We start from the raw sequence: 24874 nt of genomic DNA on the forward strand, positions 1-24874 counted from the left end.
CAGACGGACGACGCCCTCGCACCGCACGGTGCGAGGGCGTCGTTCATTCCTGCGAAACCCGTTCCGCCGGGGCGCGCGGGCTCAGAAGCCGAGGTCGTGCAGCGAGGACCGCATGGTCCCCGCTGACGCGCGCAGCTGCTGCTTCTCGGGCTCGCCCATGGGAATGCGCAGCTGCTGGCCCACACCGGCGCCCCCCACCACGGATGGCACGGACAGGGCCACGCCGCTCACGCCGTAGTAGTCCTCCAGCACGGTGGACACGGACAGCACCGACTGCTGGTCCTTGAGCACGGCCTCCGCGATACGCACCCCGGCCAGGCCGATCGCGTAGTTGGTGGCGCCCTTGCCCTCGATCACGCGGTAGGCGGCGTTGACCACCTGGTCCTTGAGCTCGTCCAGGCGCTCGGTGGTGAAGGGCCGGCGCCCGTCCACCTCCCACTCGCTGAGCGGCACCTGACCGATGCTCGCGGAGGACCACACGGGGAACTCGCTGTCCCCGTGCTCACCGATGATGTAGGCGTGCACGCTGCTGGTGTTCACCTGCGCCTCGCTGCCGATCAACCAGCGCAGCCGGGAGGTGTCCAGCACGGTGCCGGAGCTCATGATCCGCTGGTGGGGAAGCCCGGTGATCTGCTGGGCCACCACGGTGAGCACGTCGCACGGGTTGGTCACCAGCACGAAGACCGCCTGCGGCGCCTGCTCCACCAGTTGCGGCATGAGCGACTTGAGGATCGCGGTGTTAGCACCGGCCAAATCCAGGCGGGTCTGCCCGGGGCGCTGCTTGGCGCCGGCGGTCACGAAGACGATGTCCGCGTCCTTGAGCACGGCGACGTCGTCCGAGCCCTCCACACGGACGCCCGGGGCGAACATCTGGCCGTGGGAGAGGTCAAGTGCCTCGGCCTCCACCTTGGCGGTCTGCAGGTCGTAAAGGGCGATGTCCGTGGCCGTGCCCCGGATCATCGCGGCGTAGGCCAGGGATGTCCCCACGGATCCTGCCCCCACGATCCCGATCTTGGTGCGGCGCACGGTAGTTTCGTTTGACGGGCTCACGGCTCATTCTCCATTCGACGCGCTCGGTCCGACCGCGCCCGCGGGGGACCCACGAACCCGGATCAGCTGACGGGGACGGCGACGCCGTTCGGTGGCGTCCCGCGCGGTGGGCACCGCGCGGTCCCCACCCCATTTTCGGCCGCGACGGCGATGCCTGGCAATGAGCAGCCTACGTCGGGGCGGTGGTGTCCCGCGCCGTCGTGGGCTGCGCTCTTCGAGTGTGCTTCAACGCGGACCCTCGGCCGACTTTCCAGACACTCCCAGGCCACGGCCACGTTTGAAGGCGCTCCCGGGTCCGGGCCACACGCCCTGCCCAGGTCAGCAGTGGTAGGTGTCGGTAGGGGCCTCGAAGTGCATGTCGTAGCCCTCCGGCAAGCGCATCCCGAATGCCGACGCCAGCCCCAACACCTTGCGGGCCCGGGCCAGTCGGGGCAGGTCGGAACCGTTGCGGATCTGACCGCCCTCGGCCTCGAACTCCCCCAGGAACTCGGTGGCCCAGGACAGCTCGCTCAGGGACGGGGACAGGCCCTCGTTGACCGTGGCGGTCTGCTCGGGCATGAGGCACAGCTTGCCGGTCATGCCGAACTCGTCCGTGACGTCGGTGGCCTCGGCGAGCTTGGCACCCAGCGCGCCCACGGCCGGGCCGTCGATGGGACCCGGGAGGTTCGCGGCGCGGGAGGCGATGGTGAACTGCGAGCGCGTGTACGCCAGCGCCATCGGATTCTCGCCGAAGCCCGTGTCACGGCGGTAATCGCCGATCCCGAACGCCAAGCGATACGTGGAGCGCGCGGTGGCGATGTCCTGCAGGTTCTGCACCCCGCGGGCGGTCTCCACCAGGGCCACGATGCGGGTGCCGCGCAGTATCTCTGCGGTGCGGGTCACGTGCTCGGGGGACTCGGTCATGGCCAGCATCACGCCGTCCAGGCCGGGGACGTCCCTCAGCGCCAGGAGGTCGTCCTCCCACCAGGCGGTGCCGAAGCCGTTGATGCGCACCCACGCGCGGTTGACCTGACCCTCCTGGTTGCGGGAGCCGAGCCACGCGATCACGTTCTCACGGGCCTGGGCCTTGTCCGCGGGTGCCACGGAGTCCTCGACGTCCAGCACCACGGCGTCCGCGGCACTCTGCGCGGCCTGGTCGAAACGGGACGTGTGGGAGCCGTTGACAAGCAGCCACGAACGGGCCAGCTCCGGGCCCACAGCGGGGGTCTCGGTGGGATCGATGGTCATGGTGGTTTCCGCAGTGGTGGTGGTCATGAGAGTCACTTCGCGATCTGTGTCTGAGAACGGACACGCCCCCGCGAGTCCCGGGCGCCGCCCGGGGCCCGACGTGTCACGACTGCCCCAACACGTGGGCGTCGGGCAGGTGCACCGATCCGGGTGAGCGGGAAATCGGGGTGGCGCAGGTCAGCCGAACACACGGACCAACCTGAACGATGGGGCGGTTGGTGCAGGTTGTCTGCTAGTCCTGGTGCCCGGCGGCCTCGACATCCCTCGAATGCGCGGGCCGCGGCGCACGGTGATGCGCTCGGGCGTAAACGGTGACCCCACAGTAACCCAGCTCACACCTGATCTCAACCGGGGGTGGGTTCACCCGTCCCTGCGCAGCGCCCTGGAGGTCTTCGCGGTGGCCACCGCGTTCCACGGGTCCTCGGGCCAGGGGTGTTTGGGGTAGCGGCCACGCATCTCGGCCCGGACCTGGGCGTAGGGCCCCGACCAGAAGGACGCGAGGTCATCGGTGATCGCGAGCGTGCTCCGCCCCGGGGAGAGCAGGTGGAACTGCACGGGCACACGCCCGGCCACGACGCGCGGCGTCTGCGCCCACCCGAAGCACTCCTGCAGTTTCACCGCGACCACCGCCGGACGGGCGGGTTCGTCCTCCGAGAAGACCGCCGGGTAGTCGATCCGGGCGGTGTTCCCGCTGGGAACCATGAGCCGCTGGGGGACCAGCTCGTCCAAGCGCGCCGCCTCCGGCCAGGGCAGCAGCCTGCGCAGCGCATCGACCACGCGGATCGACCGCAGCGACCCGCCACGCGCCACGTCCCGCAGTTCGGGGGCGAGCCATTCGGTCACGCGCTCGACCAGGGCGGCGTCGTCGACCGCGGGCCACGGCTCCCCCAGGTGACGACGCAGCAGCGCGAGCCGGGCGCGCAGCCCGCGGGAAGCGTCGTCCCACGGCAGCAGGTCCAGGCCCTCGGCGGCGAGCGCGGCGCGGATGGCGGGCACGGCCGTGTCCGGATCCGCGCGGACGGGCGTGGCGGAGAGCTCGATCGCGCCCACCGCACGCACCTCGCGGGTGCTCACGCGACCGTTCGAGAAGCTCGCGCGCGTCTCAGTGCGGGCAAGCGGACCGGCGGCGAGCTGCGCGTGCGCCAGGTCCAGGGGTGCCGCCGCACGGATCACCGCGCCGGTGCCCGCGGCAACCCTGCCCGCGGCGCGCGTCAGTTCGGCGACGGCCAACCACTCGTGGTGACGCAGCGGGCTCCTGGTCTCCAGCCCCGCGCGTGTTCCGGAGGCGAGCAGCCACTGGTCCCCGTGGGCGTCCATCCGCCGGGCAATCCACTCGGGCCGCGCCAGGGCCACGACGACACCCTCCCGGACGTCGGCGGGCACGTCCGATTCCGGCCCGCGGGGCGGCGCGTCCGTGTTCTCCTCGGCTCCCTCCGCCGCACCGTCGCCCGCCAGCGCGGGGTGCGCCGCCATCCGTTCCAACCGCTGCGCCTCGCGGCGCCACCGAGCGGACTCGCCACCGCGGGAGGAACGCAGCCCGCGCACCAGCGCGGGGACGTCCGCGGCGGGCACGCGGACGCCGTCGGAGACGGCGGCGATGACCTCCGCCGCCGTTCTAGCACCCACGAGGTCCGCTCCGTCCAATAGGGCGCGACCCCAGCGGGGTTCCACCGGCAGGGAGACCAGCAGGCGTCCGAGGCCGGTGGCGCGGCCGTCCTCGGCTACCGCGCCGAGGCGCGTCAGCTCGGCTTCGGCGTCCGCGCGGGCACGGGGCGGCAGCGGGTCCGGCAGGGCCATCCCCTCACCTCCCGGTGAGCCCCACACGGCGAGCGCGAGGCACGCGGCGGTGAGGTCCGCCGTGCGCACCTCGGGAACGGAGTGGGCGGGCATGGCGCCCCAGGCGGCGTCGTCGTAGCAGCGCACCACCGTGCCCGGGCCCTGGCGAGCGGCGCGGCCGGCGCGCTGCTCGGCCGACGCCTTGGACGCCGAGACCGTGACGAGCCCGGAGATCCCGCGCCCGGCGTCCCGGCGGGGCTGGCGGGCCAGACCAGAGTCCATCACGAGGCGCACGCCGTTGACGGTGAGTGAGGACTCTGCGAGGGACGTGGTGACCACGATGCGCGGGCGCTCCCCCGGCGCGCGGCCCGCGACGGCGCGGTCCTGCTCGCGCGGGCTTAGCTGACCGTGCAGTTCCAGGACCTCGGCGTCGGTGAGGCCGCGCAGCTCGGCCGCCACACGGGAGACCTCCCGGGCGCCGGGGAGAAACACGAGGGCGTCCACGGTCGGGTCGGTGGCCACGGCGCGGGCATGAGCCGCCGCGGCGGTGCGGGCCACATGAGCCAGGAACGCGGGGGTGACACCCCGTTCGTCGAGGCGCTGCGGGCCCGGCGCCCACTCCACTGTGAGCGGATGCAGCGCGGACGGGCAGTCCACCACCGGAGCGGGCGCGTCCCCTCCCAGCAGGGCTGCAAACCGTTTCGCCTCCACCGTGGCGGACATGGCCACGAGCACGAGGTCCTCCCGCAGCTGCCGCAGCTCCGCGAGCATCCCCACGAGCAGGTCCGACTCCACGCCCCGCTCGTGCACCTCGTCCAGCACCACGGCCGCGGTCCCGGCCAGTTCCGGGTTCTGCAGCAGTCGGCGCAGCAGGATGCCGGGGGTCACGAACTCCACCCGAGTGGCCTTCGACGTCCTGCGCTCGCCCCGCACGCTCCAGCCGACGACGCCGCCCGGCTCCGTCACCGTGAGCGCGGCCAGCCGGCGCGCGGCGGCCCGAGCGGCCACCCGGCGGGGCTGGACGACGACGACGCGGCCGGTGACGGGATCAGCATCCGCACCGGACGCCCCTACGAGGTTTTCCCGGACCGCGTTGGACACCATCGGCGGCACGAGAGTGGTTTTGCCCGTCCCGGGCGGGGCCTGCACCACGGCCGCGCCCCCGCGCAGCGCCTCCTGCAGAGCCGGCACGGACTCCGCGAACGGCAGGCCCCGGCCGATCCGGCGGACGTCGAACGGGGCGGCACTCATGGGTTCTAGTATGGCCGAGCCCTCGGACGCGGTTGATAGGGTGGGCAGCCCCCGACGGAGAGGTGGGCATGGACTCGACCGCGAAACGTGGCCGCGCACTGGGCGTCGGCGCGATCGTCGCCGGTGTCATCCTGTTGGTGGTGACAGCGGTGACGGGAATGCTCACCTTCACGTTCCTCACCTTGACGTTCGTGGCCGTGGTCGTCGGGGCGTGCGCGGTCGCGATGGCGGGCCGCTCGAACGGCCACGACCGAGCAGCGGCGGCGGGCACAGCGACGTCAACGGACCCGACGCCGAGTGGGACGGCGCCCCGGCCACCTGCCTAGAGTGGTACCCATGACCAACGCGCAGCTTCCCGAGCAGGTATCCGAGATCTTCGACCCGCAGCAGTGGCGTCCGGTGCAGGGCTTCGAGGACCTGCAGGACATCACCTACCACCGCGGGGTGGAACGGGACGGGGACGTGGTCAGGGATCTGCCGTGGGTGCGGATCGCGTTCGACCGGCCCGAGGTGCGCAACGCATTCCGTCCCGGGACCGTGGACGAGTTGTACCGCAGCCTGGATCACGCCCGGATGTCCTCGGACGTTGGCGCCGTGATCCTCACGGGCAACGGCCCCTCCGCCAAGGACGGCGGGTGGGCGTTCTGCTCGGGCGGCGATCAGCGCATCCGCGGCCGGGACGGCTACCACTACGCCGAGGGTGAGACCGCGGACTCCATCGACCCGGCCCGCGCCGGACGCCTGCATATCCTGGAGGTCCAGCGCCTGATCCGCACGATGCCCAAAGTCGTGATCGCCGCGGTCTCCGGTTGGGCCGCTGGTGGCGGCCACTCGCTGCACGTGGTGTGCGACCTCACCATCGCGTCGAGCGAGCACGGCAAGTTCAAGCAGACGGACGCGACCGTGGGTTCGTTCGACGCCGGCTACGGTTCCGCCTTGCTGGCCCGCCAGGTGGGCCAGAAGTTCGCACGAGAGATCTTCTTCCTCGCGGATGAATATTCCGCCGAGGACATGCACCGGATGGGCGCGGTCAACCGGGTGGTCCCGCACGCGGACCTCGAGACGACGAGCGTCGAGTGGGCCCGCAAGATCACCGCTCAGTCCCCGCAGGCCGTGCGGATGCTCAAGTACGCGTTCAATCTCCCGGACGACGGCATGGTGGGTCAGCAGGTCTTCGCGGGCGAGGCCACCCGCATGGGCTACATGACCGACGAGGCCGTCGAGGGCCGGGACGCCTTCCTCCAGAAGCGCGACCCCGACTGGTCCGCGTTCCCCTACTACTTCTGAACATCACGGCATGTCGGATTATCCGAATGATCCCGCGTTGCCGGGTGAGCCCGTGCCGGCACCCGAGGCGCGTGCGCTGCCGAGCGACGTCGTCACCCTGGACGGGCCCGTCCCCGGGGACCCACTCGAGCTCGTACCGCGCCTGACCGCAGCCCTGTCCCGACCGGGCCCTGCGGTGGTCGTGGCGACGTCCGGCTCCACCGGGCGCCCCAAGAAGACCGTGCTGAGCACGCAAGCTCTCACGGCCTCCGGTCGCGCCACCGAGCGTGCCACGGCAGGCCCCGGTCAATGGTTGCTGTGCCTACCGGCGCACTACGTCGCGGGCATCCAGGTGCTGGCGCGCTCGGTGCTTGCGGGCACGCGCCCGGTCGCGATGCCCACCGAGCATTTCACCCCCGCCGCGTTCGCGGACGCCGCGCAGCGGCTCACCCATCCGGTGCGCTACGTCTCGGTGGTGCCTACGCAGCTGCAGCGCATTCTGGACCCGCGCGACGGCGCACCCGACCCGCGCGCCGTCGCCGCCCTCGCCCGCTTCGATGCCGTCCTCGTGGGCGGCTCCGCGCTGTACCCCGACCTCGCCGCGCGCGCCGCGGACGAGGGCGTGCACGTGGTGCGCACATACGGGATGTCGGAGACGTGCGGGGGCTGCGTGTACGACGACGCCGCGCTCGACGCCGTCACCGCCGGGATCGTCCCCGACGGCGCACCATCCAGCGCCGTACCCGACCCGAACGAGCGCCGGGAGGGCCGGATCTGGCTGGGCGGGGCGGCCGTGGCCGACGGCTACCTGGACGATCCCGCCCAGACCGCGGACCACTTCCGTGTGATCGGCGGCGTGCGCTGGTACCGCACGGACGACCTCGGTGTGCTGCGGGAGGACGGGACGCTCAGGGTGCTGGGCCGCACGGACGACGTCATCAACACCGGCGGTGTGAAGGTCTCCGCGGGACTGGTCGCGGCCGAACTGCAGCGTGATGAGCGGGTCCGCCAGGCACTCGTGCTCGCGGTGCCGCACCCGGAGTGGGGGCAGGCGGTCGCGGCGTTGATCGCGCTGCGGGAGGGCTCGGACCTCAAGGCCGTGGAGCATGAACTGTCCTCGGCGATCCGGGACGGGCTCGGAGCCCCCGCGGTGCCCAAGCTGTGGCGTCACGTGGCGCAACTGCCCATGCTGGCCACGGGGAAACCCGACCGCCGTTCCGCCGAAGCGTTGTTCGCGAGCCCCGATGTATAGCGCGCCGGCGTTCCACGGGGCCGGGGTGTGGCTGCCGACCGCGACAGGCCGGGCGGTCCTTCGCGACGACCCCACGGACGGGACGAGGTGACATCATGCCCGCGCACTCCCTCGACCTGGTGCTCTCCCCCGCCTCAGATGATCTGATCCGCTCGCGGTGGGCGGCACTGCACGGGGCCGGTCTACCGAGCCTCGCCACGCATCGCGGTGCGTCCAACGCCCCGCACATCACCGCACTGTCCGCGCCCTCGATGCCCGAACACGTCCTGGCCCGAGCACGGGAGGTGTTCTCCGCATTGTTGCCGTGTTCCGTGGACATCCCTGGGTTGCTCGCTGTGGGGCACGGGCCGTTCGTGCTCGCGGAGTCGGTGATTGTGCCACCCGGGGTCACGGAGGCCGTCCGCGAGCTGGAACGGATCGCGGCGGAGTCCCGACCCCCGGCGCGCCCGTGGGTTCCGCACCTGACCCTGGGTAAGCGACTCACCGCGTCTCAGGTGGGTAAGGCCTTGGAAGTACTCGCAGACGTGCCCGCACCGCGCGCGGTCGAGATCACGGGCCTGCGACGGTGGGATCCCGACCAGCGCGTCACCGCCATGGTGGTGGGCTGAACCGGACCGGGCGGCTTACCGCGTTCGCGCCGTCGTCATCCCTTGGGCTCGGCGAGACCGCGCATGTCTGACGCACTCAGGCGCCCCAGCGCCCGACCGGAATCCGCGACCGCCTCCACGGCCGGGCCGCTGAGACCGCCTGGGCTCATCGTGTCCCCGGAACGTGTGCACGTGCACAGCGCGTGAAACAATGACACGAACCCGTCCCCGTTCTCGAAAGGTTGCACCGTGGCCACACCAGCTCAGTGGGTCGAGGGAGCACGTCTGCGTACGCTTCCCATGGCCGCGGCCCCCGTGATCGCCGGCACCGCCGCCGCCCAGTGGATGGCTGCCGCACGGTTGGGCCCCGCGGTCCTCGCGCTGCTGGTCGCGCTGTTCCTGCAGATCGGGGTGAACTACGCCAACGACTACTCGGACGGCGTGCGCGGGACGGACGACGATCGCGTGGGCCCGTTGCGTCTGACCGGCTCCGGTGCGGCATCCCCCCGCGAGGTCAAGACCGCGGCGTTCGTGTGCTTCGGGCTGGCCGCGCTCGCGGGCATCGCGCTCGTGGTGGTCTCCCACCAGTGGTGGCTCGCCGCGGTGGGTGTCCTGGCGATCCTCGCGGCATGGGGCTACACGGGTGGCAAGAAGCCCTACGGGTACATGGGACTCGGCGATCTCTTCGTGTTCATCTTCTTCGGCCTCGTGGCCACCCTGGGTACTACGATCACCCAGGCCGGGCGGCTCAACCTGGAGTCGTGGGTCCTGGCGATCTCCACCGGGCTGTTCGCGTGCGCGCTGCTCATGGCCAACAATGTCCGGGACATCCCCGGGGACCGCGCCGTGGGCAAGAAGACCTTGGCCGTGCGTCTGGGCGATCCGAAGGCCCGGCTCACGTTCACCACGGAGCTGTTCGTGGGGATGGTCCTGCCGTTGCTGCTCGTGCCCCACAACCCGTGGGTGCTCCTGATTTATGCCGTGACGCCACTGGCCATCGGCGCGGCCGTGACCGTGCTCAGGACCACCGACCGGCGCGAGCTGATCCCCGTGCTCAAGCAGTGCGGTTTCATCAACCTGGGAGTGACCGTGCTCTACGCGATCGCAGTGCTGGTGCACCAGTACCTGGGCTGACACTCCCCGCCGCTTGAATCATGGCGTCGTGCTCCGGGTGTGCGCCATCGCGACCGCTGAAGTGCCCCGGGCCAGAACCCCGCGGGCGGACGCTCAGACGTCCTTGCGAGCCTCGCGGTCCGTGTAGGAGTCCTCGATCTCCTGGTCCTCCAGGGCCACCCGGTTGGTGGGCTTGGGGGTGCGTGAGATCCATCGGTGGAAGTCCTGGCCCGCGGCGTAATGCAGCTTGGGGAAGAAGATGTAGCAGATCGCGAAGGCCGCCACCACGGCCGCGATCCCGGAGAAGACCAACCCCAGCCCCAGGTACATGCACAGCAGGAAGAGCACCACCAGGATGCCCAGGCGCAGCAGGGAATACTTCACGAAGTTCACCCAACCATTCTACGGGCCCGCCCTGGGTGCTTCCCGGGCACCGTGGTTGCCTGCGAGAAGCCCCGATCTGGACAGGACGTTGCCCGTGCGGGGCATCTGCCTCGGACGCCCTCCCCGCTCAAGGCCCCGGCCCTGGTCAGGGCGCCTTCCTGCCCGGGCCCGATCCGGACGGGACGCGCTCCCCCACCCGCCGCGCTGACCCGAAGAGGAACTGCCCAGTCCACTCCCCTAGGATGATCCGCATGGGCAGAGCGATCCTGATCATCGGAGCAGGCGCCCTCGCTGTGGGCGTCATCATTTACGCGCTCATCGAGTGCGCGCAGTCGGACAAGTACGCCGTGCGGGCCATTCCCAAGTGGGGTTGGCTGTTGGTGATCCTGCTGTTGCCGGTGGTCGGGGCGGTGCTGTGGCTCTTCTTCGGCCGCCCCCGCAAGGACGACGCCGCCCGCGAACCCCAGCGCGGCCGCGGCCCGGACGACGACCCCCAGTTCCTGCGCAACCTCGAGGAGCGGCGCAAGCAACAGGAACGCGCTCGCAAGCTCCAGGAATGGGAGAACGAACTCAAGCGCACCGGTCGCGCCCCGGGCGAACGCCCCGACGCCGAGGAACCGGTGTTGGATCCCTCCGACCCGCGCCTCGCTGCTCCCTCCCCCGACCACCCGGCGGATGATGTCCGCGCGAACGACCCGGACGACGCCGCCCCCCGCAGCGGCTCCCACTCGGAAGACTCAGACGCCCCCCGGGACGATCCCGACGCGGACGGCCTGGACCCCGACGATCCGCGCGGCGACGACTCGCGTCCCGGTGGTTCCACTCCCCGCTAACGAGCCCGAGATACCCACTGAACATGACGTGAGCCCCGCCCCATGAGGGACGGGGCTCACCTGTTTCGCGAACTCATGTCACGGGCTCATGCCCGCGGAGGACTCACAGGCCCGAGTACGAGTGCAGGCCCGGGAACAGCGTGTTGACCACCGTGAAGTTGAACACCACGCACAGGTAGCCCGCGATCGACAGCCACGCGGAACGATTGCCGTTCCAGCCGCGGGTCACGCGCGCGTGCATGTAGGCGGCGTAGACGGTCCACACCACGAAGGTCCAGACCTCCTTGGTGTCCCAACCCCAGAACCGACCCCAGGCCTGATCCGCCCAGATGGCACCGGCGGCAAGGGTGAAGGTCCAGAACACGAATCCCACGGAGTTGAGCCGGAACGAGAAGTTCTCGAGGGTCACGGACGTGGGCACGGCCCGCAGGAAGCCCAGACGGGCGTCCTCGCCGGCGGCCAGCTTCTTCTCGCGGCGGGACTGCAGCAACTGCAGCACGGCCATCGCGAACGTGATGGTGAAGATCCCGGAGGCCGCGACCGCGATGGACACGTGGATGATGAGCCAGTAGGACTGCAGCGCGGGCTGCAAGGGGGACACGGGGGTCGGGAACGCGATCGTGGCCAGACACAGCATGATGAGCACGAGGCCGGAGACCATGGGTCCCACGAAGCGCAGGTCCTTGAAGAACAGCGTCACGAGGTACACGCCGGCCACCACCAGGGCGCCCGTGGTGCAGAACTCGTACATGTTGGCCCACGGCACACGGTCCGCGGCGACACCGCGGGAGACCACCGCGAACGCGTGCAGCAGGAACGCGATGACCATGAGGGTCACGGCCACACGGGCAGCCGGGCGGCGGCTGTTGTGCTGGTAGTCCAGCGCCTCGAACTCGTTCACGCCTTTGGCGCCATCCGCCGAGGTCCGGAACTCATCCGCGACGGACTCACCGGTCCCCGCGCCGTCGCCGGACGCACCCCCGGCGGAAGAGCGAGTGAACGCGGAACGCGACACCGTGGAACCGACCGTGGCGGAACCCGCCGCCCGGGCCCCGGAATGCGCGGCCGTGGCGCCCACGAGTTCCTTGGCCTCGCCCTCGGCGGTGTCACGCCGGGCACGTTCAGTCAGGCCGAGGGTCTTGGAGTGGGAGGCCATGTCCCACACGAAGGCCACGAACACCACCAGGTAGGTCATGGCGGCCAGGAGCATGAACCATTCGCTCCAGTTGCCCAAGGTCACGTTGATGTTGCTACCCATTAGTTCACGCCTTCGAATTCAGGTGGAACTCCCGCACGCCGCGGTCCTCCCACAATGACGTCCACAGAGCTGTCAGTTTTTCCGCTTCCGCGCCCAAGCGGTGGTCCTCGCCACGCGCCAACAGTCCGTACTCCAGAACAGTACACCGCACCCCGTTGGCGTCCTCCGTGGTGGTGGCCCGCACCCACGCCCTCCGGCGCGCGATGAACAGGCTCATGATGAGCCCGATGAACGCGAGCACGAAGGAGATGAACGCGGGGATCCGCCCGGGGTCGCTGTGCACGTCCAGACCCACGTAGCGCTTCACGTCCAGGAACTCCACGCTGCCCTTGCCGTTGGGCAACTGCACCTCGCGGTGTTGACCGTCCAGCAGGATGGGCCCGTTGGCCGAAGTCATGGAGTTCAGTTCCGTGAGGTTCTCGGTGTTGAGCACGTACACGTTCTGCGGTTGCCCGCTGTCCAGGCCCAGGTCCCCGTAGAACGAGGACAGGATCAGCGCGGGGTTGTTCAGCGCGGGGTCCGCGGAGCGCGGGATCTCCCCCGGCTCCGAGACGGCCGTGGGCAACAACAACCCCACGAACCCGAGCTGATCGGGGCGGGCGTCCGGGGCCTTGAGGGTCAGCGAGGACGTGTACACGGAGTCCGAGGGGACCGTGACCACGGGGCCCTCGTAGGCCACGTTGCCCTCCCCGTCCGTCACGCGGATCACGGGCGCGTAACCGTTGCCTACCAGGTACACCTTGGTGCCGTTGACGTTGAGGGGCTTGTTGACCGCGAGGTTCACGTCCTGGGGTGTGGCCCCGGGTTCGTCCGTGACGGTCAGGTCCGCGTTGAAGTCGGTGGGCTGACCGTAGTGCCGGGGATCCGAGGTGTCCCGATTGAACGTGGCCTGGAAGTTGTTGAGCCGCACCGAGAAGGGGTTGAGCCAGTCCGGGTCGAAATTGGTCCCCGGGTTGAAGGAGTCGTAGTCCACGAGGGTGTTCACGAAGGACTCCCCCTCCACGATGATCTTCTGCCCCTTGTACCCGAACAGGGCACCGATCGCCACGGAGACCAACACGCCCAGCAGCGCTACGTGGAAGAGGATGTTGCCCACTTCCTTGAGCATCCCGCGCTCGGCCGCGACCGACGGCGCCGCGGAGCCCAGGTCCTGTGTCTGCACCCGGTAGCCGCGCTTCTTCAGGGCGGCGGCGGCCTGCTCGACGGCGTCGTCCGGGGAAGGTGCGGCAGCGCCGTCGCGCCCGCCCAGCATGACCTTGCGGTACTGCGGCAACCGGGAGATCCGGCGCGGGGTGCGCGGCGGCTTGGAACGCCACGCCTTGAAGTGCTGGACGGCGCGCGGGAGCACGCAGCCCACGAGCGAGATGAACAGCAGGAGGTAGATCGCGGAGAACCAGTAGGAGGAGAAGACGTCGAACAGCTGCAGGCGGTCCAGCCACGGACCCATGGCGGGGTTCGCCTCGATGTAGCTGGTCACCGCGTCCGGGTCCTGGACCCGCTGGGGGAACAGGGATCCCGGGACCGCGGCGATCGCGAGCAACAACAACAGCACGAGGGCCGTGGACATCTTGGTCAGTTGCCGCCAGGCCCACCGGGCCATGCCGAGGGGACCCAGTGAGGGGACCTCCACGTCGGAACGCTGCGCCTTCTTCGGGCGTGGCATGCGCGTCTCGGTCATATCGGCATCACCCAATCGGTTACGAATTCGGACTGGACCCACGAGACCAGTGCGGACCACACGCCCGTGGCCATGGCGGCCCCGATGAGCACGAGCACGGCACCGCCCACGCGCTGCAGCGTGAGACGGTGCCTGCGGAAGAAGGACATGGCCCCCATGCCCCGGCGCAACGCCAGGGCGATCAGCACGAACGGGACGCCCAGTCCCAGGCAGTAGGCGGTGGTGAGCACCACGGCCTTGCCGGTGGACGCGCCGTCCACGTAGACGAGCGCCTGCACCGCGGCGAAGGTCGGGCCGATGCACGGGGCCCACCCCAGACCGAAGGCCATCCCCAGGAGGGGCGCACCCCACAGCCCCGGGGGCGGGCGGCGCTCGATCTTGCGGTCACGCTGGAACCACGAGAAACCACCCATGAAGACCACGCCCATGAGCATCACCAGGATCCCGAGCACCACCATGATCCACTGCTGGCCCAACAACCACGCGAACGCGCCGAGCTGCGCGAGCACCACGGACATCAGCACGAACACCGCGGAGAACCCCAGGACGAACAGCACCACGCCCGTGAGGATCCGCCCGCGCCGTTGTTCCCGCAGGTCCACCCCGGTGAGCCCGGTGATGTAGCCCAGGTACCCGGGTACTAGGGGCAGCACGCACGGTGAGGCGAAGGAGACGAATCCCGCGAGCAGCGCCACGGGCAGCGCGGCAATCAGTGAACCGTCGAGGACGACCTCGGCGAAGGGATTGCCGTTCATGCGGACTCAGCCACCGTGTCCTTGATCAGGGCGTCCAGGGTGGATTTGTCCGCTTTGCCCAGCACGCGGGCGGCCACGCGACCCTGCTCGTCCAGAACGAGGGTCGTGGGGACGGCCTGCGGCGGGACGTAGTCGCTCAGTGCGAGCAGCACGGCCCCGTTGAGATCGGACGCGGAGGGGTAGTCCACCCCGTAGTTGCGTTCGAACGCCTCCGCGGTGGGCTGCTGGTCGCGCAGGTTCACGCCCAGGAACTGCGCGCGGTCCTGGTACTCGTGGTGCAGGGCCACGAGGTCCGGGGCCTCCGCGCGGCACGGCGCGCACCCTGCGTACCAGAAGTTCACGACGGCGGGCTTGCCGCGCAGGCTCTCGGCGCTCACGGTGCTGCCGTCGAACATCTCGGCCTCGAACTGCACGGGCTCCCCGCGCTGCTCCGGCGCGTACTCGCTCACGGAACCGTCACCGGCCACGTAGCCCTTCTCGCCGCCGGCGTTGGCCTGCTGGGCGAGGCTGTCGTTGCCCGAGGACGAGCACCCCGCGAGCGCGAGCCCCAGACACACCACCACGGCGACCGCTCCCGTGCGCACTCGGGCACGGGCAGGCAGGGAACGGGCGGATGAACAACGCGGAGAAGTCACGGGGAGAACACCTGGGAAGAGGTCGTGGGGTGAGAGATCAATTATGACCCGGGAAGCTGATTGACGCCTGGATAGAGGTGGGCGGCGGGTTCCCGGTAGGAGACCTCCGGGACCTGCGCGGCGTCCACGTCCTCGAACGTTAAGGACGTCAGGGACGCGAGGTTGCACTCACGCCGCCGCGGGTCGTGCGGCAACGGACGGCCCTGCGCGGACAACCGCGTGAGCCAGATCGGCAACTGGTGGGACACGGCCACGGCCTGGGCGCCGTCGCCACCGCGGCGCACCGCGTCCCGGGCGAGTTCCCGCACGGCCTGTGCCATGCGCTCGACCTGCGCCTTGTAGGGCTCACCCCACGAGGGCCGCAAGGGGTTGAGCATGTAGGGCCAGTGCTTGGGCTTGGCGAGCTCACGCCCGGTCACGTGCAGACCCTGGAAGTGGTTGGCCGGTTCGATCAACCGCTCGTCCGTGCGCACCTCGAGCCCCAGCTCGCGGGCCACGGGTGCGGCAGTCTCCCGCGTGCGGGTCAGCGGCGAGCACGCCAGCAGAACGATCCGATCGCCATCCTGGACCCGCCGGGCCAGGTCCGCCGCGGCCGCCTCGGCCATCCGAGCGCCCTTCTCGGACAGGTGGTAGTCCGGGAGCCGCCCGTAGACCACGTGCGCGGGGTTGTGGACCTCGCCGTGGCGCAGGAGGTGAACGGTTGCTGAAGGCATGCCCCCAGTGTCTCAAACCCCGCTGTCAGCCCCCAATCGGCCCCCTCGGCACGGAACTGACCCCGTCAGGACAGCACTGCGCGTCAGGACAGCACGGCGCGCAACCGGGCGGCGTCGATGCGCAACCGGTCCCACGGGGCTCCGTCCACGAAGACCACGGGGATGTACTCGGCGTAGTCGCGCAGCAGCTGCGGATCGCCCGTGATGTCCCGCTCGCGGTACTCGCTGCCCGTCTGCTCGCACACCCCGGTCACGACCTCGCGCGCGTCCTCGCACAGATGACATCCCGGTTTGGTCAGCAGCGTCACTGTGTGCGCCGGGCGCGGGCGGGTCCAGTCCGCGCCGGAGAGCAGGGGCGTACGACGTCGCTCGCGCCCGTCCTGCCGCCCCGCGGCACCGGCGCCCGCGCCGGTTCCACGCGCCGTCGCCGTTGCGGGAGCCGTCGTCGTCCCGCGCGTCGTCCCGCGCGTCGTCGCCGCTGCGGGTTCCGCCTGCACGGCGGGGCCCGGTTCGGCCGGACGGGCGGGATCGAGACGGTCGGGGCTCACGGGCTGCTGCGTCATGCGGCCCATGCTACGCACGCGGACACTGCGCACACGGTGAAGGCCCCGTTCCCATAGCGGGAACGGGGCCTATCACGGGCGCGCTTACTTCTTGTTACGGCGCTGGTGACGAGTCTTGCGAAGCAGCTTGCGGTGCTTCTTCTTGGACATGCGCTTGCGGCGCTTCTTGATGACCGAACCCATAGGATCCCTCACAGTTCTCTGGACAGTGGTATTTGCTGGGGGCCGCGGGTGAACACCGCCCCGCCCCTGCTAACGCGGGGGCAACATACGTTTAACGGCAAACTACTGGCCTACCTTACCGTGCGACCCCGCCGGGCCCGAAAACGGGCACTCAGGCGCTCGCGCGGCGATCGGCGTCGAGTTCCTCGTCCTGCTCTGGCCGCCCGTCCTGCTCCGTGACGGAACGCCCCCGCGGCGTGGCCGTGCGCTTGTCCCGGGACGACGCCACACGGTCCAGCGAGCGTGGTTCCGCGACCGAGGCGCGGGAGTCGTCCGGGTCCACGCCGGCTTCCTCGTACTGGTAGGTGATGTGTTCGGCCACGAGGCGGGCGGCCAGGTTGTGGTCCCCCGCTTCGAGGGCGCCCACGATGGCCCGGTGTTCGGCGCGGATGCGGCTGGACGTGGTGCTCCACAGAGGCACATGACCCACGAGTGCCAGGGTGTACTCGTAGATCGAGTCCCGCAGGGCGGTGAACAATGCCGCGTTCACCGCGTTGCCGCCCGCCTTGACCAGCGCGATGTGGAAGCTCACGTAGAGGTGGTGGAACTGCTTGAGCCCCAGGTCCTCGTCCATCTGCGCCATGATCGCGTGCAATTCCTCGCGCGGGATGCTGTGCTTCTCGGCGTTCTCGAGGGCCGAGGTCTCGAGCATCACGCGAGTCTGGACGATGTCACGCAACGGGTGCTGCGACGTCGCTATGTGCAACTGCAGTGCGGGACCCGCGGACGCGGCCGGTTCGCGCACCAGGATGGGGAGAATGCTGCGGTGCGGGCCCTCGAAGAGTTTGACGATGCCCTGGGCCTCCAGGATCTTGAGGGTCTCACGCATGGAGTTGCGGGACACCCGGAAGATCGCGGCCAGGTCCTTGTCGGTGGGCAGTCGTTGACCCAGCACCAGGTTTGCGTCGAACAGCTCGTTCTCGAGCCATTGCAGAACCTCTCGATGCGTTGCCATATACCCCACCCTAAACGTCGTACGGCGCCCGACCGCCGTATGGCACGGTCGGGCGCCCGGCGCGCCGCTCTCCGGACGCGGCCGTGCTCAGATGATGCCCTGGGCCACCATGGCCCGGGCGACCTTGAGGAACCCCGCGATGTTCGCACCGGCCACGTAGTTGCCCGGCATCCCGAACTCCTCGGCGGTCTCCGCGCAGCGATCGTGGATCCCGCGCATGATCTCCCGCAGGCGTTGCTGCGTGTAGTCGAAGCTCCACGAGTCGCGGGACGCGTTCTGCTGCATCTCGAGCGCGGACGTGGCCACACCACCGGCGTTGGCGGCCTTACCCGGCGCGAACAGCACGTCCGATTCCTGGAACCGACGCACGGCCTCGGTGGTGCACGGCATGTTGGCACCCTCGGCGACGGCCACGATCCCGTTCTCGAGCAGGGTCTTGGCCTGACGGCCGTTGAGCTCGTTCTGCGTGGCACACGGCAGCGCGACCGTGCCGGGGACGTCCCACACCGAACCGTCGGAGACGAATCGGGCGCTCGAGCCGCGCCGTTCGGCGTACTCGCTGATCCGGGCCCGCTCAACCTCCTTGACCTGCTTGAGCAGCTCGAGGTCGATGCCATTGCTGTCCACCACGTAACCGCTCGAGTCCGACGCCGTGAGCGCCTTGGCGCCGAGCGACTGGGCCCGCTCGATCGCGTAGATCGCCACGTTGCCCGAACCGGAGACGATCACGTCCCGGCCCTCGAGGTCCAACCCGCGGGTCTTGAGCATCTCCTCCGCGAACATCACCGCACCGTAGCCCGTGGCCTCGGTGCGCACGAGCGAACCGCCCCAGGACAGGCCCTTGCCCGTGAGCACACCGGACTCGTAGCGGTTGGTGATGCGCTTGTACTGACCGAAGAGGTACCCGATCTCACGCCCGCCCACGCCGATGTCACCGGCGGGGACGTCCGTGTACTCACCGATGTGGCGGTACAGCTCGGTCATGAAGGACTGGCAGAACCGCATGATCTCCGCGTCACTGCGCCCGGACGGGTCAAAGTCCGATCCACCCTTGCCGCCGCCGATGGGCATGCCGGTCAGCGCATTCTTGAAGATCTGCTCGAAACCCAGGAACTTCACGATGCCCAGGTACACCGACGGGTGGAACCGCAAGCCACCCTTGTAAGGACCCAGCGCGGAGTTGAACTCCACCCGGAACCCGCGGTTGATGTGCACCTGGCCCTGGTCGTCCATCCACGGCACACGGAAAATGATCTGACGTTCGGGTTCGCAGATACGCTCCACAATCGCGGAGTCCAACAGATCCGGATGGCGAGCCACCACGGGACCCAACGACTCGAAGACCTCGTCCACGGCCTGGTGGAACTCGGACTCACCCGGGTTGCGCGCCGTGACGATCTGTCGGATGGGGATCAGTTTCTCGTGCATGTCTCTCCTGCCCTCTTGAAAGGTCTGCGGCTCCCACTCAACCGCGGCGTGAACCGCGGTTGCGGCGCCGGAAACCCGTCAGAGTGGACAGCAGACCACTCTGACGGCGATGCGCGGCCCCGCGAGGTCGGATGAGCTCCGCGATCTCGGGCGAGTTCGTCTCCGGGGAGACAGCGCGGGGCTCTGCATCGTGGGGCTCGGCATCATGCGCGGCACGGGGCTGCGCAACGGGCTCGGTGTGGGCACCGTCGTCCAGACTATCCCCTGTGACCTGGGCCTCCCGTTCGCCGGCCAGGCCGTCCGGATCAGCGGAATTGATAGCTTCTTCGGTGACTCCCGAGCTGAACTGCACGACTTTCTCGGACTCCTGGGATGATTCGTCGAAAAACTCGGCTTCTGCGGGCGTCTCTGTTTCGCCTGAATTTTCTTCCGGACGAGGGTCATCGACCGGGGATCCGGGGGTGACCGTGGGAGCGGGGATGTCCAGGACCTCGGGATCGTCCGAGGTGTTGGTGGCCTCCGCGGCCTCCGTCGTGACGTCGGTGACCTCCGCCGTGAACCACGGCAGGGACCGCTCGGGTTCGCGCACAGGTTCCTGGGCGGCGTCGAGGTCAGCGGCCTCGACACGTACGGGCTCCGGGCGCGGGGCGTCCTCGGGCGACGGTGCGGCGTCATGGTCGGTCGACTCGGCGGAGGCGTCCGTGGTCAGCTGCGCAGCGTCGTCGACGGCCAGCTGCGCAGCGACGTCGTTCGCCATGGCGGGCTCATCGCCCTCGGCCGGGGCGGACTCGCGCGTATCCGTCACGGGAGTGTCCGCCTCGTTCGCGGCGGCGACCAGCTCGTTCACCCAGTCGAGCACGGCCACGAAGGGCTCGGCGGTGAGGTTGTAGAAGCGCTTCTGTCCCTGGGCGCGCGTGGTGACCATCCCGGCGTCGCGCAGGACCTTGAGGTGCTTGGACACCGTGGGCTGGGAGACCTCGAGCGCGGTGACCAGTTCGCCCACCGGCCGGGGCCCGCCGCACAGGGCCGTGAGGATGCGGCGTCGGGTGGGGTCGGACAAGGCGGAATATGCGTCGTGGGACATGGGATTCACCTTAGACGGGCTGCCCACCCCGACCCAATCAGACCTTCCCGTCACGGGTCGGTCCCACCAGCGTCAGCCCTGCCAGGGTCAGTCGTACCAGGGGTCCAGTCCCCACTGGGGAAAGACCTCCTTGCGCGTGGCCATGATGCTGCGGTCGGTCTCGTCACTGGGGTCGTAGCCGATCTCCCACGAGCGCCACCAGATGTCGACGTCGTCGCCCATGCGCTCGGGCGGGCGCCCGCCGTACTTTTCGGCCATGTAGCTGCGCCACGCCTGCGGGACCGGCGTGTTCACGTCCACGGGGTATCCCGAGGCGACCCCCACGAGGTGCGCCCACGAGCGGGGAACGGCGTCGTGGCAGTCGTACCCGCCGCCACCCGTGGCGATCCACCGGCCCTCACATAATTCCGCCGCGAGCTCGGACACCGCCAACGCGATCTGACGCTGCCCGTCCACGCTCATGCGTAAATGGGTCAATTCGTCCTGGAAGTGGGAGTCGCAGCCGTGCTGGGAGACGATCACCTCGGGACGGAACTCGCGCGCGATCGGGGGGACCACGGCGTCGTACGCTCGAAGCCACTGGGAGTCGTCCGCGCGCGTGGGCATGGCCACGTTGACCGCGGTGCCGGCCGCCGCCCCGGAGCCGATCTCGTTGGCGAAGCCCGTGCCCGGGAACAGGGACAGGCCCGTCTCGTGCAGGGACACGGTCATCACGCGGGGCTCGTCGTAGAAAATCGACTGGGTGCCGTCCCCGTGGTGGCCGTCCACGTCCACGTAGAGCACGCGCTGCACTCCGTTGTTCAAGAGATGCTGGATGGCCACGGCGCAGTCGTTGTACACGCAAAAACCTGAGGCCTTGTCCGCCGCGGCATGGTGCATGCCACCGCCGAAGTTCACGGCGTGGACCACGGAACCGCTCAGCAGGTCCACGGCACCCTGGTAGCTGCCGCCCACCAGGCGCGCACTCGATTCGTGGATGCCCTCGTAGCCGGGAGTGTCCTCGGTGCCCAAACCGCATTCGGGGATCTGCCGCGTGGGGTCCTCCGAGACGGCGCGCACGGACTGCACGTAGGTCTTGGTGTGCACGAGTTCCAGGACGGAGTCGTCCGGGACCTCGGGGACGGTGACCCGCACGTTGGGCGCGGTGTCCAGGCCCAGGTTCTGCACCAACCGCATGGTCGCGTCCAGGCGGGTGGGGCTCATGGGGTGGTAGTCCCCGAAGTTGTACTGGAGCAGCCGGGGATCCCAGTAGACACTGGTGGGGTAGACGGCATCCTTGCCCGTTGTCGCGGAGCTCACACCTCCATTAGAACACTCACGCGCGTGCGGCAGTCGCTGCAGCGCACTGTGACGGGGGATACTGGGGGTCGTTGCGCCGATCCACCCCCGCGGGACCGTAGGATTCCGCGTGACCCGACCGTCCATCGGATCCCGCGAGGAGGTGCCGTGAGCGAGCTCGAACAACCCAACGCCGTCGAGGAGCCTGCATCCCCCGCGCCCTCCGATGAACCGCTGACCACACGCACGGCGCGAGGCATCCGGGACTTCGTGGACCAGATCGCGAGTTCCTCGCCCGCGCGGCTCGCGGTGATCGTGTTCGTGATCGTGGACCTGGGCTTCGCGGCCCTGTTGTGGCTGCCCTTGTCCGCCAATCCCGGTCAGGAGACCCGGTTCGTGGACGCCGTGTTCACCGCGACCTCCGCCGTGACCGTGACCGGACTGACCACGGTGTCCACGGCCGCGCAGTGGTCCGTGTTCGGCCAGGTAGTCATCCTGATCGCCATTCAAGTGGGCGGTCTGGGCACCCTGACGCTCACGTCCATCCTGGCGCTGGCCATCGGGCGCAAGCTCGGGCTCAAGTCCAAGCTCATCACTCAGGAGGCCCTCAACATCGGGCGCTTGGGTGAGGTCGGCTCGCTGCTGCAGATCATTGTGATCACCTCCGTGAGCATCGAGGCCGCCCTGGCGCTCGTGCTCTCCGTGGGGTTCCTCGCCGAAGGAGAACCCCTGGGAACGGCCCTGTGGCACGGGGTGTTCTACGCGATCTCGAGCTTCAACAACGCCGGGTTCACGCCCCACACGGACGGGCTCGTGCCCTACGACCACGCCGGGCCCACCGCGTGGCTCATCCTGCTGCCCGTGTGCATCGGGGTGATCGTGGGGTCCCTGGGCTTCCCCGTGATCTTGGTGCTGCGTCAGGTGGGGTTCCGGTTCACCCGGTGGAACCTCAACGCCAAACTCACCGTGGTCACCACCGCCGCACTGTTGCTGCTGGCGTGGGTGCTGTTCACGGCCATCGAGTGGGCCAACCCGGACACCCTGGGCGGACAGTCCGTCCCCGAGCGGATCTTCCAGGGGTTCTTCGCGTCCGTGATGATGCGCTCGGGCGGCTTCAACCTGGTGGACATGACCAACACGTCCCAGGTCACGCTGTTGCTCACGGACGCCATGATGTTCGCCGGCGGCGGTTCCGCGTCCACGGCCGGTGGGATCAAGGTGACCACACTCGCCGTCGTCTTCCTGGCCATCCTCGCGGAGGCCCGCGGCGACCAGTCCGTGATCGCGTTCTTCCGCACCATCCCTGACTCCGTGCTGCGCATCGCGATCTCCGTGATCATGATGGGCGCCTCCGTGGTGCTGCTGGGTTCGAGCATCATGGTCGCCCTGACCCACATGCCCCTGGACCACGTACTGTTCGAGGTCATCTCCGCGTACGCCACGTGCGGTCTCAGCACCGGTGTGTCCGCGGGCGCCCCGGACGCCGGGAAGTACGTGCTGTCCGTCATCATGCTCATCGGCCGCATCGGTACCAACACCGTGGCCACGGCCCTGGCCCTGCGCTCGCGGCGCCGGCTCTACACGTACCCGGAAGAGAGGCCCATCATTGGCTAAGAACTCCTCCCACTCCGTCCCCGTCCTGGTGGTGGGCCTCGGGCGTTTCGGCTCGGCCACGGCCCTGCAGCTGATCCAGCAGGGGCGCGAGGTCCTCGGCGTGGAACGCGACGCCGCCCTCGTGCAGAAGATGTCCGGCCAGCTCACCCACGTGGTCGAGGCCGACGCCACGGACATCGACGCCCTGCGCCAGCTCGGCGCCGCCGAGTTCTCCTCCGCCGTGGTGGGTGTGGGCACGTCCATCGAGTCCTCGGTGCTGACCACCGCAAACCTCGTGGACCTGGGGATCGACCGGATCTGGGCCAAGGCCATCTCCCCCGCCCACGGCAAGATCCTCGCGCGCATCGGCGCCCACCACGTGATCTTCCCCGAGGCCGACGCCGGGCGCCGCACCGCCCACCTGGTCTCCGGGCGGCTCCTGGACTACATCGAGTTCGACGACGACTTCGCGATCGTCAAGATGTACCCGCCCCGGGAGACGCAGGGGTTCACGCTGGGCGAGTCCGACATCCGCTCCAAGTACGGCGTGACCGTGGTGGGTGTGAAGTCCCCGGGCGAGGACTTCACCTACGCCCGCCCGGACACCACGGTCAGCTCGCGGGACCTGCTCATCGTGTCCGGGCACGTTGACCTGATCGAACGGTTCGCCGCACGCCCCTGACCCGGTTGCGTCTCGGCGGGCCGTTGTGATCCGGCATCACGGCCCGACGCCGGTCGGCGCCGGTCAGCGTCGACCGGCACGCCCTCCTGGGTGACCGGCGTGACCGACGCCCGCGAGCGACGTCGTCCCACGCTACGGCGTACGCGCGTGATGCTACCCCGCGTTACTCAGCATCCGACGGCGCGGCCGTCATGGCCCGCGTGGCGAGCGCCATGATCCCGGGGACGCCGGCGCGGCCGAACGCCCGGCGCTGACGGCTCGCCCCATTACCGCGCTCGAGGATGTGGCGCACCCCCGCCTCGGCGAAGCGACGGTCCTCCTGCGAGGTGTAGTGCCCGCTCACCCGTTCCAGCAGGGTGCTCACGAGTTCCTCGGCCGGGACCAGGGTGGCCGTGACAGGATCCAAAAGCCGACCGCTCAGCCCCCACCGGGCGGACTGCCACAGTGCGATGTCCAGGTACTCCTGGGTGAACGCGACCGCGGGCGGTGTCTCGAGCGCGTAGTTCGCGAGGGCGCGCGTGAGCACCGCGATGGCCACCGAGTCCTGGGCCTCCAACTGGACGTCGCACGCGCGGATCTCCAGGGTGCCGTGGCGGTGGGACAACCGGGCGAGCCAGCTGAGACTCGCGGGGCCCTCCACGGCGTCGAACGCGGTGAGCATGGCCACTCGCGAATCGTAGTCGTGCAGGTCCTGGAAGTGGGGCGGCACGCCGTTGGTCATCCAGCGGCGGTAGTGGATGGAACGCCAGCTCTCGAACCCGGATTCCACGCCCCGCCACACGGGCGAGTTCGCACCGATGGCCACGAGCACGGGCAACCAGCCCCGCAGCCCGTTCAGGGCACGCACCGCGACCTCCAGGTCCGGGAACCCCAGGTGCACGTGCATCCCGCTGATGTACTGGTCCGCCGCGATGGCCGGGGTCTGGCCGGCAAGTCGCTGGTAGCGGGCGTCGTGGGTGATCTGCGCGGGTTCGGGCCGCAGGTCCGGGGCTGCGGCGACGCCCACCACGTCCATGCCCATGGCGTTCGTGGCCTCGCGCAGCGCCGTGCGGAACTCCACGAGCGAGTCCACTGCCGTGGCGGCGTCGCGGAACACCGGGGAGGTCTCCTCGACCTGACACGAGAGCCATTCCGGGGTGGCCGCACCGCCGCCAGCGGTCAGCGACGTCAGTTGCGCCGACTGTTCCGGCGTGGGCCGTGCGGGGAGGTTGTCCCCGCGGTCCACCAGCAGGAACTCTTCCTCGATGCCGAACGTGCTCATGGTGCTACCGCCTTGCGTGGTCTCGTGTGG

Annotated in this window: 24 protein-coding genes; 8 read left to right on the top strand and 16 right to left on the bottom strand. The window is 69.7% G+C overall.

Features of this window, described 5'->3' with window-relative positions:
* Positions 1 to 81: 81 nt before the first annotated feature.
* The 3 genes from RF646_RS02005 to hrpB all read right to left on the bottom strand — a co-directional run bounded on the left by RF646_RS02005 (position 82) and on the right by hrpB (position 5304).
* Positions 82 to 1050 carry an L-lactate dehydrogenase gene (locus RF646_RS02005; protein WP_098054861.1) on the bottom strand — a complete coding sequence of 323 codons (969 nt, stop codon included), beginning with the start codon at positions 1048 to 1050 and terminating at the stop codon, positions 82 to 84.
* 318 nt (positions 1051 to 1368) lie between these two features.
* Positions 1369 to 2304 carry a CoA ester lyase gene (locus RF646_RS02010; RefSeq protein ID WP_368835070.1) on the bottom strand — a complete coding sequence of 312 codons (936 nt, stop codon included), beginning with the start codon at positions 2302 to 2304 and terminating at the stop codon, positions 1369 to 1371.
* Between the two features lie 333 nt (positions 2305 to 2637).
* A complete protein-coding gene (gene hrpB, locus RF646_RS02015; RefSeq protein WP_368835071.1) occupies positions 2638 to 5304 on the bottom strand; it encodes an ATP-dependent helicase HrpB in 2667 nt (888 codons plus the stop codon).
* A 68-nt stretch (positions 5305 to 5372) separates the two neighbouring features.
* Between hrpB and RF646_RS02020 the strand changes: the two genes are divergently transcribed.
* The 5 genes from RF646_RS02020 to RF646_RS02040 all read left to right on the top strand — a co-directional run bounded on the left by RF646_RS02020 (position 5373) and on the right by RF646_RS02040 (position 9543).
* A complete protein-coding gene (locus RF646_RS02020) occupies positions 5373 to 5630 on the top strand; it encodes a hypothetical protein (protein WP_144997358.1) in 258 nt (85 codons plus the stop codon).
* 10 nt (positions 5631 to 5640) lie between these two features.
* Positions 5641 to 6591 carry a 1,4-dihydroxy-2-naphthoyl-CoA synthase gene (locus tag RF646_RS02025; RefSeq protein WP_064846661.1) on the top strand — a complete coding sequence of 317 codons (951 nt, stop codon included), beginning with the start codon at positions 5641 to 5643 and terminating at the stop codon, positions 6589 to 6591.
* A gap of 10 nt (positions 6592 to 6601) precedes the next feature.
* Positions 6602 to 7822 (top strand): AMP-binding protein, encoded by a 1221-nt coding sequence (locus RF646_RS02030; protein WP_167318114.1) that lies wholly within the window; start codon positions 6602 to 6604, stop codon positions 7820 to 7822.
* 95 nt (positions 7823 to 7917) lie between these two features.
* Positions 7918 to 8430, top strand: a complete 513-nt coding sequence (locus RF646_RS02035) for a 2'-5' RNA ligase family protein (RefSeq protein WP_144997354.1) — start codon at positions 7918 to 7920, stop codon at positions 8428 to 8430.
* Between the two features lie 228 nt (positions 8431 to 8658).
* Positions 8659 to 9543, top strand: a complete 885-nt coding sequence (locus tag RF646_RS02040; RefSeq protein WP_144997352.1) for a 1,4-dihydroxy-2-naphthoate polyprenyltransferase — start codon at positions 8659 to 8661, stop codon at positions 9541 to 9543.
* A gap of 93 nt (positions 9544 to 9636) precedes the next feature.
* Here the strand turns inward: RF646_RS02040 and RF646_RS02045 are convergent, their stop codons facing one another.
* Entirely contained in the window at positions 9637 to 9915 is a 279-nt protein-coding gene (locus RF646_RS02045) for a DUF4229 domain-containing protein (RefSeq protein WP_035965117.1), read from the bottom strand.
* Positions 9916 to 10157: 242 nt separating this feature from the next.
* Between RF646_RS02045 and RF646_RS02050 the strand changes: the two genes are divergently transcribed.
* On the top strand, positions 10158 to 10739 hold the full coding sequence (locus RF646_RS02050; RefSeq protein WP_240919071.1) for a PLDc N-terminal domain-containing protein: 582 nt from the start codon (positions 10158 to 10160) through the stop codon (positions 10737 to 10739).
* 103 nt (positions 10740 to 10842) lie between these two features.
* On the opposite strand, the gene ccsB is transcribed toward RF646_RS02050, so the two are convergent.
* From ccsB to RF646_RS02105, 11 genes are all read right to left on the bottom strand, one after another.
* The gene (ccsB, locus tag RF646_RS02055; RefSeq protein ID WP_240505566.1) at positions 10843 to 11997 is read right to left on the bottom strand and encodes a c-type cytochrome biogenesis protein CcsB; all 1155 of its coding nucleotides are present in this window, start codon (positions 11995 to 11997) and stop codon (positions 10843 to 10845) included.
* Positions 11998 to 12001: 4 nt separating this feature from the next.
* Positions 12002 to 13675 carry a cytochrome c biogenesis protein ResB gene (locus RF646_RS02060; RefSeq protein ID WP_368835072.1) on the bottom strand — a complete coding sequence of 558 codons (1674 nt, stop codon included), beginning with the start codon at positions 13673 to 13675 and terminating at the stop codon, positions 12002 to 12004.
* Positions 13672 to 14430, bottom strand: a complete 759-nt coding sequence (locus RF646_RS02065; protein ID WP_085106234.1) for a cytochrome c biogenesis CcdA family protein — start codon at positions 14428 to 14430, stop codon at positions 13672 to 13674. The genes RF646_RS02060 and RF646_RS02065 overlap by 4 nt, the downstream gene beginning before the upstream one ends.
* Complete coding sequence (locus tag RF646_RS02070) at positions 14427 to 15014, bottom strand: TlpA disulfide reductase family protein (RefSeq protein WP_240505572.1); 588 nt, start codon at positions 15012 to 15014, stop codon at positions 14427 to 14429. Before RF646_RS02070 ends, RF646_RS02065 begins: the two co-directional genes overlap by 4 nt.
* A gap of 92 nt (positions 15015 to 15106) precedes the next feature.
* Entirely contained in the window at positions 15107 to 15778 is a 672-nt protein-coding gene (locus RF646_RS02075; protein ID WP_085106233.1) for a histidine phosphatase family protein, read from the bottom strand.
* Between the two features lie 83 nt (positions 15779 to 15861).
* Positions 15862 to 16341 carry a glutaredoxin family protein gene (locus RF646_RS02080; RefSeq protein ID WP_368835073.1) on the bottom strand — a complete coding sequence of 160 codons (480 nt, stop codon included), beginning with the start codon at positions 16339 to 16341 and terminating at the stop codon, positions 15862 to 15864.
* An 84-nt stretch (positions 16342 to 16425) separates the two neighbouring features.
* Entirely contained in the window at positions 16426 to 16524 is a 99-nt protein-coding gene (locus RF646_RS02085; RefSeq protein WP_005504750.1) for an AURKAIP1/COX24 domain-containing protein, read from the bottom strand.
* A 151-nt stretch (positions 16525 to 16675) separates the two neighbouring features.
* On the bottom strand, positions 16676 to 17518 hold the full coding sequence (locus RF646_RS02090; protein ID WP_085106231.1) for a FadR/GntR family transcriptional regulator: 843 nt from the start codon (positions 17516 to 17518) through the stop codon (positions 16676 to 16678).
* Between the two features lie 87 nt (positions 17519 to 17605).
* Entirely contained in the window at positions 17606 to 18946 is a 1341-nt protein-coding gene (gene gdhA, locus RF646_RS02095; protein WP_367404533.1) for an NADP-specific glutamate dehydrogenase, read from the bottom strand.
* 37 nt (positions 18947 to 18983) lie between these two features.
* Positions 18984 to 20030, bottom strand: coding sequence for a metalloregulator ArsR/SmtB family transcription factor (locus tag RF646_RS02100; protein ID WP_368835074.1), 1047 nt, complete (start codon positions 20028 to 20030; stop codon positions 18984 to 18986).
* 87 nt (positions 20031 to 20117) lie between these two features.
* Positions 20118 to 21329, bottom strand: coding sequence for an acetoin utilization protein AcuC (locus RF646_RS02105; protein ID WP_313361725.1), 1212 nt, complete (start codon positions 21327 to 21329; stop codon positions 20118 to 20120).
* Positions 21330 to 21476: 147 nt separating this feature from the next.
* Here RF646_RS02105 and RF646_RS02110 point away from each other — a divergent pair, with 147 nt between their 5' ends.
* Together RF646_RS02110 and RF646_RS02115 are read left to right on the top strand one after the other, a co-directional pair.
* On the top strand, positions 21477 to 22922 hold the full coding sequence (locus RF646_RS02110; protein WP_368835075.1) for a TrkH family potassium uptake protein: 1446 nt from the start codon (positions 21477 to 21479) through the stop codon (positions 22920 to 22922).
* Positions 22915 to 23583: a TrkA family potassium uptake protein gene (locus RF646_RS02115; RefSeq protein ID WP_035965130.1), complete on the top strand. Its 669-nt coding sequence runs from the start codon at positions 22915 to 22917 to the stop codon at positions 23581 to 23583. The genes RF646_RS02110 and RF646_RS02115 overlap by 8 nt, the downstream gene beginning before the upstream one ends.
* A 163-nt stretch (positions 23584 to 23746) precedes the next feature.
* On the opposite strand, the gene RF646_RS02120 is transcribed toward RF646_RS02115, so the two are convergent.
* Positions 23747 to 24844 carry a YbdK family carboxylate-amine ligase gene (locus RF646_RS02120; RefSeq protein WP_144997348.1) on the bottom strand — a complete coding sequence of 366 codons (1098 nt, stop codon included), beginning with the start codon at positions 24842 to 24844 and terminating at the stop codon, positions 23747 to 23749.
* Positions 24845 to 24874: the final 30 nt, after the last annotated feature.

This window comes from Kocuria sp. CPCC 205261 (genome assembly GCF_040981025.1).
In the GTDB taxonomy this organism is placed as follows: Bacteria; Actinomycetota; Actinomycetes; order Actinomycetales; family Micrococcaceae; genus Kocuria; species Kocuria marina.

What these genes read in the sequence shown, in the direction of transcription:
- RF646_RS02030 (WP_167318114.1), top strand. Translation starts at nt 6,602, where the DNA reads ATGTCGGATTATCCGAATGATCCCGCGTTGCCGGGTGAGCCCGTGCCG.
- RF646_RS02035 (WP_144997354.1), top strand. Translation starts at nt 7,918, where the DNA reads ATGCCCGCGCACTCCCTCGACCTGGTGCTCTCCCCCGCCTCAGATGAT.
- hrpB (WP_368835071.1), bottom strand. Translation starts at nt 5,304, where the DNA reads ATGAGTGCCGCCCCGTTCGACGTCCGCCGGATCGGCCGGGGCCTGCCG.
- RF646_RS02020 (WP_144997358.1), top strand. Translation starts at nt 5,373, where the DNA reads ATGGACTCGACCGCGAAACGTGGCCGCGCACTGGGCGTCGGCGCGATC.
- RF646_RS02085 (WP_005504750.1), bottom strand. Translation starts at nt 16,524, where the DNA reads ATGGGTTCGGTCATCAAGAAGCGCCGCAAGCGCATGTCCAAGAAGAAG.
- RF646_RS02060 (WP_368835072.1), bottom strand. Translation starts at nt 13,675, where the DNA reads ATGACCGAGACGCGCATGCCACGCCCGAAGAAGGCGCAGCGTTCCGAC.
- RF646_RS02050 (WP_240919071.1), top strand. Translation starts at nt 10,158, where the DNA reads ATGGGCAGAGCGATCCTGATCATCGGAGCAGGCGCCCTCGCTGTGGGC.
- gdhA (WP_367404533.1), bottom strand. Translation starts at nt 18,946, where the DNA reads ATGCACGAGAAACTGATCCCCATCCGACAGATCGTCACGGCGCGCAAC.
- RF646_RS02120 (WP_144997348.1), bottom strand. Translation starts at nt 24,844, where the DNA reads ATGAGCACGTTCGGCATCGAGGAAGAGTTCCTGCTGGTGGACCGCGGG.
- RF646_RS02100 (WP_368835074.1), bottom strand. Translation starts at nt 20,030, where the DNA reads ATGTCCCACGACGCATATTCCGCCTTGTCCGACCCCACCCGACGCCGC.
- RF646_RS02065 (WP_085106234.1), bottom strand. Translation starts at nt 14,430, where the DNA reads ATGAACGGCAATCCCTTCGCCGAGGTCGTCCTCGACGGTTCACTGATT.
- RF646_RS02090 (WP_085106231.1), bottom strand. Translation starts at nt 17,518, where the DNA reads ATGGCAACGCATCGAGAGGTTCTGCAATGGCTCGAGAACGAGCTGTTC.
- RF646_RS02010 (WP_368835070.1), bottom strand. Translation starts at nt 2,304, where the DNA reads ATGACCACCACCACTGCGGAAACCACCATGACCATCGATCCCACCGAG.
- RF646_RS02025 (WP_064846661.1), top strand. Translation starts at nt 5,641, where the DNA reads ATGACCAACGCGCAGCTTCCCGAGCAGGTATCCGAGATCTTCGACCCG.
- RF646_RS02075 (WP_085106233.1), bottom strand. Translation starts at nt 15,778, where the DNA reads ATGCCTTCAGCAACCGTTCACCTCCTGCGCCACGGCGAGGTCCACAAC.
- ccsB (WP_240505566.1), bottom strand. Translation starts at nt 11,997, where the DNA reads ATGGGTAGCAACATCAACGTGACCTTGGGCAACTGGAGCGAATGGTTC.
- RF646_RS02080 (WP_368835073.1), bottom strand. Translation starts at nt 16,341, where the DNA reads ATGACGCAGCAGCCCGTGAGCCCCGACCGTCTCGATCCCGCCCGTCCG.